The sequence below is a fragment of the Protofrankia symbiont of Coriaria ruscifolia genome (assembly GCF_900634745.1).
Taxonomy (GTDB): Bacteria; Actinomycetota; Actinomycetes; order Frankiales; family Frankiaceae; genus Protofrankia; species Protofrankia californiensis.
In genome coordinates this window covers 71,557-87,682 of the sequence record NZ_CAAAFR010000032.1, presented here as the reverse complement: position 1 = coordinate 87,682, position 16,126 = coordinate 71,557, and the positions used below count along the sequence as shown (strand labels likewise).

Sequence of the window (16,126 nt, the reverse complement as noted above, 5' to 3'; positions counted from 1 at the left end):
GAACTCACGCCGCGGGGAGGTCATCAGCGCGTTCTCCCCCTCGGCGACCGCACCGAAGCGCACGCCGACCTTGTCCAGCAGTTCGCGGACGACCTGCTTGCCGCCGAACACCCCGATGGACCCGGTGAGGGTGCCCGGGTGCGCCACGATCGCGTCCGCTGCGAGCGCGACGAAATACCCGCCGGAGGCGGCCACCGAGCCCATCGAGACCACCACCGGACGTCCGGTCGCCTGGAACCGTTCGACCTCCCGCCGGATCAGGTCGGAGGCCACGTACGAGCCGCCGGGGCTGTCCACCCGGAACACGACCGCGGCAACGTCGTCGTCGCGGCCTGCCGCCCGGAAGGCGGCGGTGAGGGCGTCCGAGGTCATCACCGGACCCCCGAACGGCGCGCGCCCGCCGCGACCGAGCAGCACCGGCCCGGTCCCGTGGATGACGGCGATCACCTTGTGCCGTTCGACCCCGCGCCGGACGGCCTTCCCGCCCGGCTTCGACGACGGCAGACCCCGGTGGAGCACCGGGGCGGGCACGCGCAGCCGGGACGCCTCCCGGCGCAGCGCCACCCGGCGGTAGTGGGAGAGGTACATCAGGGACACGCCATCGCGGTCATCCCCGGCCGCGGTGTCCGTACCGGCCTCGACGTCACTGCTGGCGCCCACATCGCCACCGGCGCTGTCGCCCGTCTCACGGCCGGCGCTGCCGCCCACGGTCCGGCGGGCGTGGGACCTGGCGGCGGCGTACACCTCGTCCCGATAACCCAACCGGTCGACCAGACCGGCACGCCGAGCCTGCTCGGCGGACAGTGGCGCGTTGTCGATCAGTTCACGGACCTGCCCCGGTGACAGGCCGCGGCCGGTGGCGATGCCGTCAATAATCATGGACAGGCTGGACGCGACGATCCGCTCGCTGGCCTCGCGGTGCGCGGCGGTGAAATCGCGTTCCACGAACGTGTTGACAGCGTTCTTGTACTCGTGGCGCTGCCCGACCTGGATCTCGATTCCGAGCCGGTCCAGGGCGTCGCGCAGGAACGGTGTTTCCAGGGCCACCCCGGTCAGGCCCAGATCACCCGGTGGCGCCAGCCAGATCTGGTCGAACGCGCAGGCAAGGTAGTACGGGACGGTCCCGCCGCCGAACTCGCCGAACGCGTCCGCGTAGGCGAAGGCGGTTCCGCCGGCCTCCCGGAAGGCGATGACCGCGTCGCGTATCTCCTGAACCCGCGCGAGCGGCATTCCGCAGGGGGCGATCCGGGCGATGAGCGTGGACGCCCGGTCGTCCTCCTGGGCCCGATGCAGCCCGTCCACGATGGCTCGCAGGGATTGGCGGCGCCGCATCAGAGCCGCACTCACCGGATCGCCGGGTATCCCTTCGACCGGATCCACAGTGAGGTCGAGCTCGAGGAGGATCGGCGCAGACCGCCGCGCATACAAACGATGGGCGCCCGCCAGCGCCTGCCGCGCGGTACTTCCTGCCATGGAGTGAGGCTACGCGCAACGGTCATGGCATGCTCCACCCACGTGGTCGAGACCTTCCGGAGCGTCCCGAGGAACCCCGCCCACGCGCCTGAACCACCCGGGGACCTGGGCCTCGGCAGCGCGAAAGGGAGATGATCGCGCCGCCTTTGGCCCTCCTGACCAGCTGAGGTGCGTCAGCCGGCCGGGATTTCGTCTGCTGACGGCCAGTGTGTGCGCCAGGAGGCCGCGTCGGCCTCCCGGGCGTCCAGGCCGGCGGTGCGGATGGCGTCCTCAGCGGTGGTGAGGGTGTCCCGGAAACGTCGTGCGGACGTCCGCAGAGCCGCTTCGGGATCGACCCCGGCCTGCCGTGCCAGCAGCACGGCCGCGAACAGCAGATCGCCGATCATCGTCTCGGCCGGTGTCCCGGATGCAGCCGGCGTCCCGGCTGGGGTAGGTGGACGGTCCGTGGCCCGGGCCAGGTCACCGGCCAGGCCGGCAACCACCTCGGCGGGAGACGACTGGCCCGCGCTGAGGACGAGATCCAGCGGAACGCCGACCTTGACCGCGCGCTTCTGCAGCTTTGCCGCCAGCGCGAGCGCCGGTTGGGACAGGGGGACGCCTTCGGTGACCGACCGGCGGCCCTTCTCGACGTCCTTGATCCTGTCCCAGTTCGTCTCGACGGCGGCGGCGCCGTCCACCGTCACCGACCCGAAGACATGCGGATGCCGGCGGACGAGCTTGTCGGTCAGGCCCGCGGCCACGTCGTCGATGTCCCAGGCCGCCTCCCGGGCCGCAGCGCCGTTGCAACCAGTCTCGTCCCGGGCGGCATCGTCCCGGGCGGCATCGCCGTCACCCGTGCTGTCGGCCCGCCCGTTGCTCTCGGCTGCGATCCGGGCGTGGAACAGCACCTGCATGAGCACATCGCCGAGCTCCTCGCGCAGGTCGGCGTGGTTGCCGTCCTCGATCGCCTGATACGCCTCGTACGCCTCCTCCAACAGGTAGGAGGCGAGCGAGGTATGGGTCTGCTCGGCGTCCCATGGACAGCCGCCGGGAGAGCGCAAGCGGTCCATCACGGCGACCGCGTCCAGGAGCCTGGCACCAGGCAGGTCACGCGATCCCTCGACAACCGTCACGGTGAGGTCCACACCGGCCGAGGCTGCGAGCACGTCAAGCAGTTCCCGGTCACCGGTCGGCTCCACCTCACCGGCCCGAGCCACCTCACCGGCCCGAAGCGTCCCGCCGGCACGAGCCGCCTCACCGATCCGAGCCGTTTCACCGATCCGAGCCGTTTCACCGCCCGCGGCCGCGAGCCACACCACGGACCGGGACGGGTCGGCGCACGCGCGCTTTCGCAGCGCCTCGACGGCAGCGGGAGCGTCCGAGCCCGCGTCCGCCACCACCTCGACCGGAATGCCCGCCGCGACGAGGGCGGCGCGCTGGGGATGGTCGACTGATCCGCAGCAGACCGCACCGGCGGTGCGCAGCAGGTCCCAGGTGCCGGCGTCGAGCAACCCGGGTGCGACCCGGGGGCTCGTCACGACGACGGCGATACTCGCGGTCACCGGATGACCGCGATCGCGCTGACTGTCACCAGCACGGCCGGACCACCGCTTCGACAACGTCGGCTGTTCGGGAACATCGGCTGGAAGTAATTCACTGGCCTATCGAGATTCCCGAGCCCAGCGGTGGCTCGGGCGCCGGCGTCGTCGCGACCGAAACATCCGCGGCAACCACCGCGAGCTGGGCGGAGTCCCAGCTGCCGAACCTCGGGTTGATCGAGACCGGTTCCCGGTCCGCGACCTCGCGAAGTTTCGTGTGCAGGACGGGGTTGCGTTGCTCCTCGGCCAACCACCGGACGAGGTAGGGCTGGGCCTGGGCAAAACTCAGCGGAATCTTCCCAACCTGCTTGACGATCTTGTCGTAGACGTCGCGGGCCTGTTTTTCGGACGCGATCACATCCGGGGTCAGCCGGTCGGTGATCGCCAGCTCGAGGACGTTGGAACGCGCGGCAGCCCGCAGGTCCTGGCGGGCTATGCCACTCTGCGCCGCCCGCTGCTCGAAGGCCGCGACGCTGCCGAACTGGAGCAGGCCGTACGCCTGGTAGTAGGCGTCGAGGTCCTGGTCGGTCACTGTGACCCCGAGGCTGTGGGCCTCCCGCTCGAGCAGGTTGAGCTGGACGAGCGTGGTGAGCGCACGCCGCTGCAGCTCGCCGCGTTCGATCGGCGCGACGGCCTGGGCGGTGCGGTCGTCGGCCTGGCCGGTCGCACCGGCCGACCGGCTGGCGGCCAGACCGCGATCGACGACGTCACGCAGGGTCGAGGTCTTGATCGTCTCATCGCCGACCTGTGCGGCGGAGCCCGCATGAGTGGTGCATGCGGACGCGGTAAGGACCACCAACGCCGCACCGGCAAGAACACGGCGAGCGACAGAACGGGGCTTCACGGCTGTGACCGTATCGACTCGCTGCCCGCCGCGCACACCCGGTCCACTCCGTCCATTCCGTCCGCTCCGTCCACTCGTGCATGCCAACCCGTCACATCCCGGCCGAAGCCCGGCCGGAAGGCGATTCCCGCCCGCGTCCCGCCCGTACGGCGGGACGGGCAGCGGGCGGGTCAGCGAGATGCGGCCGTAGCCGCTGCCGCGACCGAGTCACCCGCGACCGCTTCCAGCAGGCCCGCAGCCCAGGTAAGGATGGCACGGTCACGCAACGGGCGGGCACCGATACGGGGGGTCTCTGCCGGTACCGGCACGAGGATCGTCCGTACCGCCGGCTTGACCACGGCTCCCTTGTACAGCCGCTGGAGGCGCATGGTCTGGCTTTCGCGCAGCTCCAGCGGAGCGAACCGGATCTGACGGCCCGCCACGGTGATCTCGGTGACGCCGTGGCTGCGGGCCAGTACCCGCAGGGATGCGACCGCCAGCAGGTTCTCGGCCTGCTCGGGCAGCATCCCGTAACGGTCGAGAAGCTCAGCGCGGACCTCGGCGATGTCGTCGTCCGAAGCAGCGGCGGCCAGACGCCGGTAGGCGTCCAGGCGCAGCCGCTCGCTGGGGACGTAATCATGCGGCAGGCTCGCGTTCACCGGGAGTTCGACCTTGACCTCGGGAGGTTCCTCGACCGCGGTGCCTTTGAAGTTGGCAACGGCCTCACCGACCATCCGCACGTAGAGGTCGAAGCCGACCGACGCGATATGCCCGGATTGCTCCCCGCCGAGCAGGTTGCCCGCCCCGCGGATCTCCAGGTCCTTCATGGCCACGGCCATTCCGGCACCGAGGTCGGAATGCTGGGCAATCGTGGCGAGCCGGTCGTGCGCGGTTTCGGTGAGTGGCTTGTCCGGAGAATAAAGGAAATAGGCGTAAGCACGTTCCCGGCCCCGACCCACGCGCCCCCGCAACTGGTGCAGCTGGGACAGCCCGAACACGTCGGCGCGTTCCACGATGAGCGTGTTGGCGTTGGAGATGTCCAGCCCGGACTCGACGATCGTGGTACATACCAGAACGTCGAACTTCTTTTCCCAGAACGCGACCATCACCTGCTCGAGGGCGTCCTCGCCCATCTGGCCGTGGGCGGTGGCGATGCGCGCCTCGGGAACGAGATCGCGCAGCCTCGCCGCAGCCGCGTCGATCGACTCCACCCGGTTGTGGATGAAGAAAACCTGCCCCTCCCGCAGCAGTTCGCGGCGGATCGCGGCGGCGACCTGCCGGTTGTCACTCGGGCCGACGAAGGTCAGGATCGGATGCCGCTCCTCCGGCGGGGTGTCGATGGTCGACAGCTCCCGGATGCCGGTGATCGACATTTCCAGCGTCCGTGGGATCGGGGTGGCGCTCATGGTGAGCACGTCCACCGCGGTCCGCATCTTCTTCAGGTATTCCTTGTGTTCGACGCCGAAACGCTGCTCCTCGTCGACGATCACCAGGCCGAGGTCCTTGAAATGGGATCCGGACGACAGCAGCCGATGAGTTCCGATCACCACGTCGACACTGCCTTCGGTAAGCCCGTCCAGCACGGCCTTCTGCTCGGACACGGAATTGAAGCGCGACACCGCCCGTACGTTCACGGGAAACGCGGCATACCGCTCAGAGAATGTCTGGAAATGTTGCTGGACAAGCAGTGTCGTCGGAACGAGTACGGCGACCTGCTTACCGTCCTGCACCGCTTTGAAAGCCGCGCGCACCGCGATCTCGGTCTTGCCGTAGCCGACGTCGCCGCAGATGACCCGGTCCATCGGGACGGGTTTGCGCATGTCGGCCTTGACATCCTCGATGGCCGAGAGCTGGTCGGGAGTCTCTCGGAACGGGAAGGCGTCCTCCAGCTCCCGCTGCCACGGGGTGTCCGGGCCAAAGGCGTATCCTGGCGCGGCCATCCGCGCGCTGTACAGGCGGATCAGCTCACCGGCGATCTCCTTGACGGCCTTGCGGGCACGTCCCTTGCGCTTGGCCCAGTCGGCACCGCCGATCCGGTCGAGACTCGGGCCCTCCCCCCCGACATAACGGGTGACCTGTTCGAGCTGGTCGGTCGGGACGTACAGGCGGTCACCCTTCGCATACTCGAGGACGAGGTACTCCCGGGTGGCACCGGCAACGGTTCGTGTCACCATCTCGACGTAACGACCGACCCCGTGGGCGTCGTGGACGACCAGGTCGCCGGAGCGCAGCGCAAGCGGGTCGATGCCCTTGCGGCGCCGGTGCGGCATCCGGCGCATGTCACGGGTGGTCACGCCACGCTGGCCGGCGAGGTCTGTTTCGGTCAGGACCGCGATCCCCAGCAGGTCGCTGGTGAAGCCGGTACCCAGCTGACCGCAGGTGACCGTGGCGACGCCACGAGCAAGATCGGCATCCTCGGCGAGGCGAGCGCCCAGATCGGCGTCCCGCAGCAGCTCGACGAGCCGCTGGGCGGGACCATGCCCTTCGGTAATCAGCAGAACACGCCAGGAATCGGCAAGCCATCCCTTGATGTCAGCGAGTGCTCTGGCGGTGTCGCCGTGGTAGGCGATAGCTGGACGCAGACTGGAGAGCACCGAGTGGTCGTCGAGATCCTCCTCGCCTGCGACGCCGTCCTGCCCCCGGTAATCGCCGAACCGGCCGTCGCCGGACCGGCCGTCGCCGAACCGATTGCCGCCTGGTCGGTCGTCGATGGTGACACCGGCGCCACCGAACGGGCTGATCGACCACCACGGCAGGCCGATCTCGGCAGCGCGCTGGCGCACCTGCGCGATCGAACGGTAGGCCGCCGCGCCGAGGTCGATCGGAGCGCTGCCGCCGACAGCGGCCGTGCTCCAGGACGCTTCCAGGAACTCGTGGCTCGTGCGCACCAGCTCGGCCGCGCGAGCGCGGACCCGTTCGGGGTCGCACACCAGCACATGCGTGCCGGCGGGCAGGTCGTCGAGCATGAGCACCATCTCGTCGGAGAGCATCGGCGCGAGCGCCTCCATGCCGTCCACCGGAATACCATCCGCGATCTTGTCGAGCATGTCGAGGAGCTCGGGATGCAGTCGCGCCAGCTCGCGGGCCCGGGTCCGGACCTGCGGAGTGAGCAGCAGTTCACGGCACGGCGGTGCGAACAGCCGGTGCCGGCCGTCCTGGCTGCCGGAAGGATCGGTCAGCGCCCGCTGGTCGGCTACCGAGAACGGCCGGATGTCCTCGACCTCATCACCGAAGAACTCCACCCTCAGCGGATGCTCCTCGGTCGGCGGGAAGACGTCGAGGATGCCACCGCGCACCGCGATCTCGCCACGCCGCTCTACCAGGTCCACCCGGTGGTAGGCGACGCCTACGAGCCTGTCCACGATTTCGTTGAGGTCGGCGCTGTCACCGACGCTCAACCTCACCGGTTCGAGATCGCCGAGGCCAGCGACCTGGGGCTGGAGGACGGCCCTCACCGGCGCCACCACAACCGACAGCGGCGGCTTGCCCGTGCTGTCGGGGTGGGCGAGCCGGCGCAACACGGCGAGGCGGAGTCCGACCGTGTCGGCCCGTGGGGACAGCCGTTCGTGCGGCAGGGTCTCCCAGCTCGGGAACACCGCGACCGTCTGCGGATCGATCAGGCTCGACAGCGCCGCGGCAAGATCGTCAGCTTCCCGTCCGGTGGCGGTGACGGCCAGTACCGTCCGCCCGGCCCGGACCGCGAGCGCGGCGGCGGCGAACGGTCGCAGCGCAGCCGGAGCCGACAGGTCCAGCCGGGGTTCACCGACTGCGGCGACCGCGCGTGCCAGGGCCGGATCCGCACCTGGGGTGGCGGTAAGGGCGTCCAACAGCGGGGCGAGGGTCATAAGAGCGTCCGAACCTCTCGGGAACAGCGCACATTACAAACGGACGGCAAAGTACAGATGGACACACAGTGTCACGAACTGGGGCGCTCCTTGTGTACCGGACCGTTCTCCGCGGGACAGTGCCCGACGTACACGACCGCGTTCCCCCTATTTTACGCGCCGGGGAATCGGCACACCCAGGAGGTGGGGCTCACCGCGACACAGCCGAGCCTGACAGCGAAGCGGGCGAGGGTAGCAGCAGGCCCGGACAGCAGTGTTCCACCTGGCCAACCGCGCGGGCGGGGGTCGGCCAGCGCCACCGCAAACGCCTTACCAGAGACGTTTGTACTCGCTGGCAGCCAGCGGTTGACAGTCGGATTGATCAGAGCTGATCGTACGTCACCCACTTGATCTTCATTGAAATACGCTTCGTAGGCAAGTACGTCGGCATTGCATACAAAGGCCTTGTGTATCTTTGCGACGAACAGGGCATTGTCACCGCCGGCCTGACCGAATGACCCGGCCTTCGAACCCTGATCCGGAACCGGCTGGCGTCACTTGCCAGGCGATCAGCGCGAGGATCACGGCGGCGAGGACGGCGAGGACGGACCGGAGCAGGTCGGGTCAGGCCAGGCCGGCAAATCCACTACCGGCGAACCCCTAACTCTGCTTGCCGGTGGGACGGGCATAGCGGTCGGTGGCCTCCGCGTCGGCGGTCGTGCGGCGCGCAGCATCCACCAGTGGCCGGGGCACCGGGCCTGCCGGTGCGGCACCGCGGCTCACCGTGGTGTTGGCGGAACCGACAGCAGCCTCTCCGCGTGACGCGCCCGGTGACGGGGCAACACGTGCGACGGCAGCCGGCGACGAAACGCCCCGTGACGAAGCAGCACCACGGTCGGTGGACCGGCGCAGGCCCGGACGTCCGTCGTGAACCACACCCACCATCCGCTCGGACAGCGCCGGCCAGTCCCGTAGGACCCGCGACAGCTCCTTGATCCGCGTTTCGCCGGTCGCGACCACGATGACGGCATCCGCCTGCATGGCGGACGCCGCCGTCATCGGAAGATCGACAAGAGCCGGGGTCAACACGATGACGAGATCGACGACCGGCGCCCGGTCCGCCAGGATGGGTGCGAGACCACCGGGCCGGGCCGCCCGGGCCGGTGCGACCCGGTTGTACAACAGATGGCCGTTGCCACCACCGGACGAACGCGCCATGCAGGTCGGTTCATGGGCCCACCGGGGCAGCTCACCGGATACAGCCGGCGGCAGGCGTTCCAGGGCACCGCGGACGTCCGGAACAGGCGAGGCATCCAGGATCAGCACGATTCCCTGGTCGTCCGACCAGTTCGCCGACACCGCCGCGACCAGGTCGGGCGCCAGGTCGCCCGGCCCGGCCGGGGTAAGGGCGATGACCTTCCCGGTCGGCGCCAGCACCGAGGACATGGCGGCGACAAGCCTGTCGGTCGGCAGGCCGCCGCCACGCCCGCCGGGAATATCCGCGATCAGTGGGACACCCAGGACGTCAGCCGCGGCCCGGCCGTCCAGAACCGTCGGCCGGCGCAGGTAGGCGCACCAGACCACGACCACCGCCAGCAGCAGGGCGGCCAGGGCACCGGCGAGCACGTTACGGAACAGCTTCGGGGTGACCCGGCCGACCGAGTGTGCGGACTCCGCGAGAGTCACCGAAGCCGCGCTCAGAGCGGCGTTGACCTGAACCTCGGAGATCCGTCGGTTGAATTCGGTGACCTGCGCGTCGAGGTTACTGATCTGGGCGGCGAGAGCCTGGCCGTCGGCCTTCCTCGGCAGCGCGGCCTGCTGTGCCTCCAGCTGCCTGAGGTTCTGGGAGATCTCGTCACGCCGCTCCGTCAGCTTGTTGACCGTGCTGCTGCCGTTCGCTCCGTACTGGGCGAGGAGCTGCTGATAGGCAGCCTCGGCAACCTGGACGAGACGTACCGACTTCTCCTCGGTACTGTCCCTGCCGGCGATCGTGAAGAAGTAACCCTCGTCGGACGCAGTGACCTTCACCTGCTTGGCCACCGTGCGCCACGGCACCTTCAGCTGCTTGGAGATCAGATCCAGTGCTGCGGTGGAGCCTGCGAGCTGGGCCTGCGTCTGGACGACCCGGGTGGCGTCGACCGAGTCCGAGCCGCCTCCGAACGCCACGTCGGAGGTGTTCAGGAACACCCGTCCGGTTGCCTCGAACTGAGGGGCCTGCTGCTTGCTCACGATGAGCACGAAAGCCGTACCGGCGATGATCGCGAGGACGATCGCCAGCCACCGGCGCCTGAGGATCCGCAGCAGCGACACCCTGGGAAGACCTCGCTCCGTCTCGGCGCGCGGCTGGGCGGCTCTGCTCACCGGAACCTCCTCCCCAACCCGCGAGAGAACGCAAGATCACCGGAGAACGCGGGGAAACGGAGGAGGCGGACGCCCCCGTACCACCGGTCCTGCGCAAACATCGCAGCCCCCTGGATTCCTCGGGGCCTCCCGAAACCCCCCGGATCCGACAGGAACCCCGAGCGCGAGAAACCCGATGACCGCACCGTCCTTAGCCACTGAAAGTACACGGTGCACCGGCCACACGTTTCCGGACCAACGGAACCAATTGGTGAGCATAGGTGATCACAAAAAGTAACAGACGTAAGCCTAGAATGCCACAAGTAAGAGCGTCCGGCGATAGGGGCACGGATCATCGATCCGGATCGGAGTGCGGCCTGCGGCCCCACCGGCCACGCCCGATGCCTCACCCCGGCGGCAATCCCGTGTGCTCCGACCGCGAAGTCCGCTCGGCAAGCTCCCATAGGCCGGGATCGGTCACCATCAGATTGCTCTCAGTAATTCGAAGCTTCCAGGACCTCCCAGATCGGCTTCCAGACCCCGGATCCGGCAGGAAACTCAAGCACGAAAAAAATGATCGCGCCGCCTTCGGCCCTTAGCACACAACCGGTCGGGGAACCGGCACGATGAACTTGCCGCCCCTACGGGCGAACGCAGCCTGCTGATCCATGATCTCGTCTCTGACGTTCCAGGCCAGCAGGAGCAGGTAATGCGGCTGGCGCTGGACCAGGACAGCGGGGTCGAGGATCGGCGTGCGCGCGCCCGGGATGTACTTGCCCTGCTTATGGACGTTGCGATCGACCACGTACTGCACAAGATCGGTGGTGATACCGCTGGAGTTCAGCAGTGTGGCCCCCTTGGCCGCGGCGCCGTAGGCAGCCACGCTCCGCCCGTGCGCGCGCAGCTCACGCAGGAGGTTCAGCAGCTCGTCCTGCAGCTCGCGCACGTCGTCGGCGAAGCTTGCGTACCGGTCGAAGGTGTCCAGACCCGCTGCGCGCTCGCTGTCGAGATACTCGCGCACCCGCGGGTTGGGCGTCTCGGCCTGGCTCAGCCGCCAGCGCAGCGTGCCGCCATGGAGCTCGGGGAACTCCTCCACCCCTGTCAGGTACAGACCGTGACGACGCATCAACGCATCCACGGCGATGGTGGAGAAATAGCAGAAGTGCTCGTGGTAGACGGTGTCGAACTCGGTGTGATCGAGCAGCGCCCCGACGCCCGGGTTCTCCACTTCGACGATCCCGTCGTCGGCGAGCAGGACGGACATGCCCTCGACGAAGCTGTTCAGGTCGGGAACGTGTGCCAGTACGTTGTTGGCGATGATGACGTCCGCGCGCAGCCCCTGGGCAACGAGTGACCGGGCAAGCTCGGCGTCGAAGAACTCCGCGAGAGTCGGCACGCCGATCTCGCGGGCGGCGGACGCGGGCCCGGGCGACGGCTCGATGCCGAGCACCGGGATCCCGCGCTCGACGAACGCCCGCAGCAGATAGCCGTCGTTACTTGCGATCTCCACGACCAGGCTGTCGGGACCGAGGTTGCGACTGGCGATCAGGTCCCTCACGTGCTTGTCGGCATGCCGGCAGAGCGTGTCGCTAAACGACGAGAAGTACGGGTAGCCGGCGTCGAAAATCTCCTCCACCGGTAGGGCGTGGGTGAGCTGGACCAGGGCACAGAACTCGCAGAAACCGACCTCGAGGGGGAAGACGGGCTCGGGCTCGGTGAGGTCGTCGGGCCGCAGCAGCCGGTTGGCGATCGGAGTCCGGCCCAGGGAGAGGAACGGGCGTGGCGGCAGCCCACCGCACGAGCGACAGGTCTCGACCGGTACAGCCGCCACCTGTGCTCGGATCTGTGCCTGACCAACGGACTCGACTGACATGCGATCCCCTACCTGGCTTTCGATCGGCACCTGGTTCTGATCGGTTCTGATCAGCAATTAGCCGTGATCGGTAATTGCGGTCCACGCAAAAATCGACCGCCGTGTCCACCGAAAGCGACGGTCACTGGCGTGTCCACCAAGAGCAATGGTCACTGGACGGGTTTTCCACCGGATCGACATGGCGTACAGGAACGTACCGGAAGAAAAGATGAAACGCTCGTACGAACAACGTGGCGCCCATCACGGGAATTGCCGACCAGAGCGATTACACTCGCCATGGAGCATGCCGCCATCGGGCATGTCACGACCCGCTCGCGGCCTGCTCGGGAAGTCATGATAGTGGCTTGGCCGAGGTTTCTGACGAGGTCAGTGGCTGTGAGGAATCAGTCAACCGGCAGCGGTCGGAGATCAGGCAAGCGGTAGCCAGGCGTCCACCACGAACACGTCGGCGAGCCCAGTCGGTTCTGACAACCATCCAAAGCCTCCGGTACTCGTCAGTGACCCGAGGACCTGGGTCTCCCGGACCTCCCGGATCGGCTTCCGGACCTCCCGGATCGGCTTCGACGCTCCGGCAGGAACCCCGGGCGCGAGAAAGCATGATCGCGCCGCCTTTGGCCCCTAGCACGTCCAGAAAAGATCGCCGTCGACCTGGCCGGTCTCGATCAGGTACTGAAGCTGCCTGATCCGGGTGTGCCCACGGCCGGTGAACGTTTCACTATCGAGCCGGACGTGCGCGAAGAGATCGTGGAGTTGCCGTACCCCCCGCGAAGCGTCCCAGTCACAGGAGAAACCGGGAAGAGCAATATCGATCTTGTTGAAGTCGACTCGATAGCTGCGGTTGTCGTCACCGTTGTCGCCGAAGCTCAGCCGGCAGCCCGTGAACACGCTCGCAACCATGTCCGCGATCTCCTTCACCTGGTAATTCTGGACGCTGCTACCGACGTTGAACACCTCGTTGTGGACGGCGTCACGCGGTGCGGCCAACACGCACCGGACGGCCTTGGCAATGTCGAGAGCATGAACCAGCGGACGCCACGGCGTCCCGTCGCTGGTCATGGCGATCTCATCGGTCGTCCACGCCAACCCGCAGAGGTTGTTCAGGACGATGTCGAACCGCATCCGCGGAGAGGCGCCATACGCCGTGGCGTTCCGCATGAAGGTGGGCGAGAAACCATCGTCGGCCAGGGCCGTGACGTCCCGCTCGACGAGAACCTTGCACCGCGCGTACAGAGTCTGCGGGTTGACCGGCGACGTCTCAGTGAGATCCACATCCTCAGCCACCCCATACACGCTGCATGACGACATATACACGAAACGCGACACATTCGCCTGCTTGGCAAGCCTCGCCAGCCGGACAGATCCAGCGTGGTTGATCCTCTCGGTGACCTCCGGCGCGAGCTCACCGAGAGGATCGTTCGACAGCTCGGCCATGTGCACGACCGCGTCCATACCCGAAAGATCACGCAGGGTCACTTGCCGGAGGTCCCTGTCGAGGGTGTACGGAGTGTGGTCACCACTGCGGTAGAGCCAGCCGGACCGGTAGTACCCGGTGTCCAGGCCGACGACCTCGTGACCGGCACGCATCAGCTCAGGCGCGACAAGACAACCCAGATAGCCCTCCGAACCGGTGACGAGCACCTTCATCGGCATGTCCTCTCACGACCCCCAACCCTCCTGCTGACAGGAGACCGTACCCAGCAGGCGACCCGGACGAGCCGTCCGGGAGGCCCAGGTCCCCGGGTCTCCAGGCTCTGTCTGGCGGATATTGGTCGTCTGGGCGCCGATCCGCGCGATTGAAGATCCACCGGACAGGCCTGGGACGGTTTCAGGGCACGGGCTACGGTGGTTGCCATGCCCGGAGTGCGCCCCTATGAACACGGCGTCACGATTACCTTGCCAAGAGCAACGGCAATATACGGTCACGCTCTGCACCCGCTGTACACGGCCCGGAAAAGTCGCAGTCGACCCGTCGAAGAAGGGCAGGATCCCGAAAGCCGGCCGCCGGTGACCGTCGTTCCCGCGTACCGCGAGGCGGCCGTGATCGGGACCAGACTCGACGAACTGGTCCTCGACGGACTGATCCGCAACGGTCGTCCCGACCCGCTGGAGATCAACATCGTCGCGGACGAGCCGGCCACCGCCGATTCCCACCGGACGTGGCTCTCGGCGGGGTTCGGCATTTTCTCGTCCGGAAGCGACCCGCCGGGTGACCAAAACCCGAACGGCAGGTCGTCCCCCGCCTCATCACCACCGCCGGCGAAGTTGGCGGTGAATCGTACCTTGTGAGCAGACCTGAAATGACTTCCCGCCCCGACAACCAGTTCTCTCGTTCCGCCCCCACCTGCCCGGGTGTCGTGGCAGGTTCTCCGGAAAGCGGAGTCGATGCGTCATCGTGGTCGTTCCGCCGAAGGCAAGATCCATCGGGTGAAAGGTGGTACTGGTGAAAATCAAGCGCTTCAACATGCGGATGGGCGACGACCAGCCGCCGCACAGCGACCCTCCCACGGCCGGGAGGTAGCCGCCGATGTTGGAGATGACCGCCGGGCGGCCCGCTGACGGACATGGCTACCGGATACTCGCCCTCGGCGCGCACGCGGACGACGTGGAGATCGGCGCGGGCGGCACGATTGTCCAACTCCTTGCGCAACACCCGACCGCGTCCGTGCACTGGGTGGTCTTCGCCAGCTCGGGCGAGCGGGGTAACGAAGCCGAAAGCAGCGCCCGGGACCTGCTGGGGACCTCGCTGGGCTCCCTGCACCTGCACGAGGTCCGTGACGGCTTTCTGCCGCGGGAATGGGGCGGCGTGAAGGAGGTACTGCTCCAGATCGCCCGCCAGGTCAGCCCGGATGTCGTCTTTGCACCGTCCCTGTCGGACGCACATCAGGACCACCGGACTCTCGCGGAGCTCGCCTGGCAGGCATTTCGCGGGACGCTGATCCTCAGCTACGAAATCCCCAAATGGGACGGCGACATGATGCAGCCCTCCTTGTACGTTCCGCTGTCCGAGGAGACCGTCACGGCCAAACTCGCGCACATCACCCAGCATTTCCCCAGTCAGAAGGACAAACCCTGGTTCGACGAGGAGACCTTCCGGGCGATGTTGCGGCTGCGCGGGGTCGAGTGTGGTACCCGCTATGCCGAGGCGTTCGACGCCCGTAAGGTCGTCTTCAGATGGTGATCGGCGGCTGCGAGCGGCACAGCTGTAGTCCCCGCTCAGCGGACCACAGCCGGCGACCATGCCTGCGAGACGAGGATGCGCGGCGCGCCTGAACCGTCCGCCGGCTCGACCCAGGTGTCGGTGGTCGCGGCCGCGCTCCCGTCCCGCGGCAACCCGTAGGCGACCGTGTCGTTGTCGAACCAGGCGATCTGGTCGTCGACGCTGCGCTTGTCCGCCAGCTCCGTGCGCTGCATCGTCTTCAGATCGAGCACGGTTGCCCGCCACTGCACCGGACCGTCGTTCCCGGTGACCCGCTGTTTGAAGGCAATGCGGGTGCCGTCGGGCGACAGCGACGGGCACTCCACATTGCTCGTGAGAGCGTGCACCTGCTTCGTCCGGATGCTGCCACGGACCAGGTAGGTGGTGCCGCCGGTCGCGAACGTCGCGTAGAAGGTGTCGTCGTCCGAGGCGAACGTCATACCCCAGAAGTTCTGATCCACCGGGTTGATCCGCTGACCGTCCCGGAATACCGCGAACTGCTCGAGATTGCCCAGCTCGCGCTGTTCACGGACATCATAAAGGGTGGTGGCTGTGGAGAAGGCCGGGCCGGCGTAGGAGTGGCCCGACACGAACACGGTGACCGCGGCCAGATGGCCGTTGTGCGACAAGCGTGCCCGGCTCGGCGCACCGGCCACCCGGAAGCTGTGGGTGGGGCGAAGATCGGAACCAAACAGATACGCTTTGTAAGTGGTCACCACGCCACGTTCGGCGCCGAGACAGATACCGACGTCACCGGCGATGTCCACCCGATCGCACGACAGCGAGGTGACCTCCCGGGGGCCGGCAGGATCATTCAGCGGTACCATTGACACTCGGCCGTAGGAGGAGTCCCGGGCCGTGCTCCGGAAGACAATTTTCGGTTCTCCGGTCAGCAGGACCCCGCCGCTCTCCCCGGCAGATGCCGCGGAACGGCGTGGATCTGTCGCGTCGCGGTGAGCCACGTACAGTCCGTAGCTCACAGCCAGAACTACACACACCACCAGAACCGCTGTGAAAACG

At 67.7% G+C, this 16,126-nt stretch carries 10 protein-coding genes; 2 read left to right on the top strand and 8 right to left on the bottom strand.

The window, feature by feature from the left end; genetic code table 11:
- The 7 genes from CV1CTNOD_RS03860 to CV1CTNOD_RS03830 form a co-directional block, all read right to left on the bottom strand.
- Positions 1-1,473: S49 family peptidase (locus CV1CTNOD_RS03860; RefSeq protein ID WP_242606342.1), on the bottom strand; the 1,473-nt coding region annotated here is incomplete at its 3' end.
- Between the two features lie 173 nt (positions 1,474-1,646).
- Positions 1,647-3,014: a nucleoside triphosphate pyrophosphohydrolase gene (mazG, locus tag CV1CTNOD_RS03855; protein WP_131784780.1), complete on the bottom strand. Its 1,368-nt coding sequence runs from the start codon at positions 3,012-3,014 to the stop codon at positions 1,647-1,649.
- Positions 3,015-3,105: 91 nt separating this feature from the next.
- On the bottom strand, positions 3,106-3,894 hold the full coding sequence (locus tag CV1CTNOD_RS03850; RefSeq protein WP_131784779.1) for a SurA N-terminal domain-containing protein: 789 nt from the start codon (positions 3,892-3,894) through the stop codon (positions 3,106-3,108).
- A gap of 170 nt (positions 3,895-4,064) precedes the next feature.
- Positions 4,065-7,718 (bottom strand): transcription-repair coupling factor, encoded by a 3,654-nt coding sequence (gene mfd / locus CV1CTNOD_RS03845; protein ID WP_131784778.1) that lies wholly within the window; start codon positions 7,716-7,718, stop codon positions 4,065-4,067.
- Between the two features lie 639 nt (positions 7,719-8,357).
- A complete protein-coding gene (locus CV1CTNOD_RS03840; protein WP_131784777.1) occupies positions 8,358-10,058 on the bottom strand; it encodes a lipopolysaccharide biosynthesis protein in 1,701 nt (566 codons plus the stop codon).
- Positions 10,059-10,632: 574 nt separating this feature from the next.
- Complete coding sequence (locus CV1CTNOD_RS03835; RefSeq protein WP_131784776.1) at positions 10,633-11,910, bottom strand: class I SAM-dependent methyltransferase; 1,278 nt, start codon at positions 11,908-11,910, stop codon at positions 10,633-10,635.
- Positions 11,911-12,528: 618 nt separating this feature from the next.
- Positions 12,529-13,554 (bottom strand): NAD-dependent epimerase/dehydratase family protein, encoded by a 1,026-nt coding sequence (locus CV1CTNOD_RS03830; protein WP_131784775.1) that lies wholly within the window; start codon positions 13,552-13,554, stop codon positions 12,529-12,531.
- Between the two features lie 360 nt (positions 13,555-13,914).
- On the opposite strand from CV1CTNOD_RS03830, the gene CV1CTNOD_RS03825 reads away from it, so the two are divergent.
- Positions 13,915-14,196, top strand: a complete 282-nt coding sequence (locus tag CV1CTNOD_RS03825; RefSeq protein ID WP_131784774.1) for a hypothetical protein — start codon at positions 13,915-13,917, stop codon at positions 14,194-14,196.
- Between the two features lie 238 nt (positions 14,197-14,434).
- Positions 14,435-15,088, top strand: coding sequence for a PIG-L deacetylase family protein (locus tag CV1CTNOD_RS03820; RefSeq protein ID WP_131765308.1), 654 nt, complete (start codon positions 14,435-14,437; stop codon positions 15,086-15,088).
- Between the two features lie 35 nt (positions 15,089-15,123).
- Here the strand turns inward: CV1CTNOD_RS03820 and CV1CTNOD_RS03815 are convergent, their stop codons facing one another.
- Entirely contained in the window at positions 15,124-16,086 is a 963-nt protein-coding gene (locus CV1CTNOD_RS03815; protein WP_131784773.1) for a hypothetical protein, read from the bottom strand.
- Between the last annotated feature and the right edge of the window lie 40 nt (positions 16,087-16,126).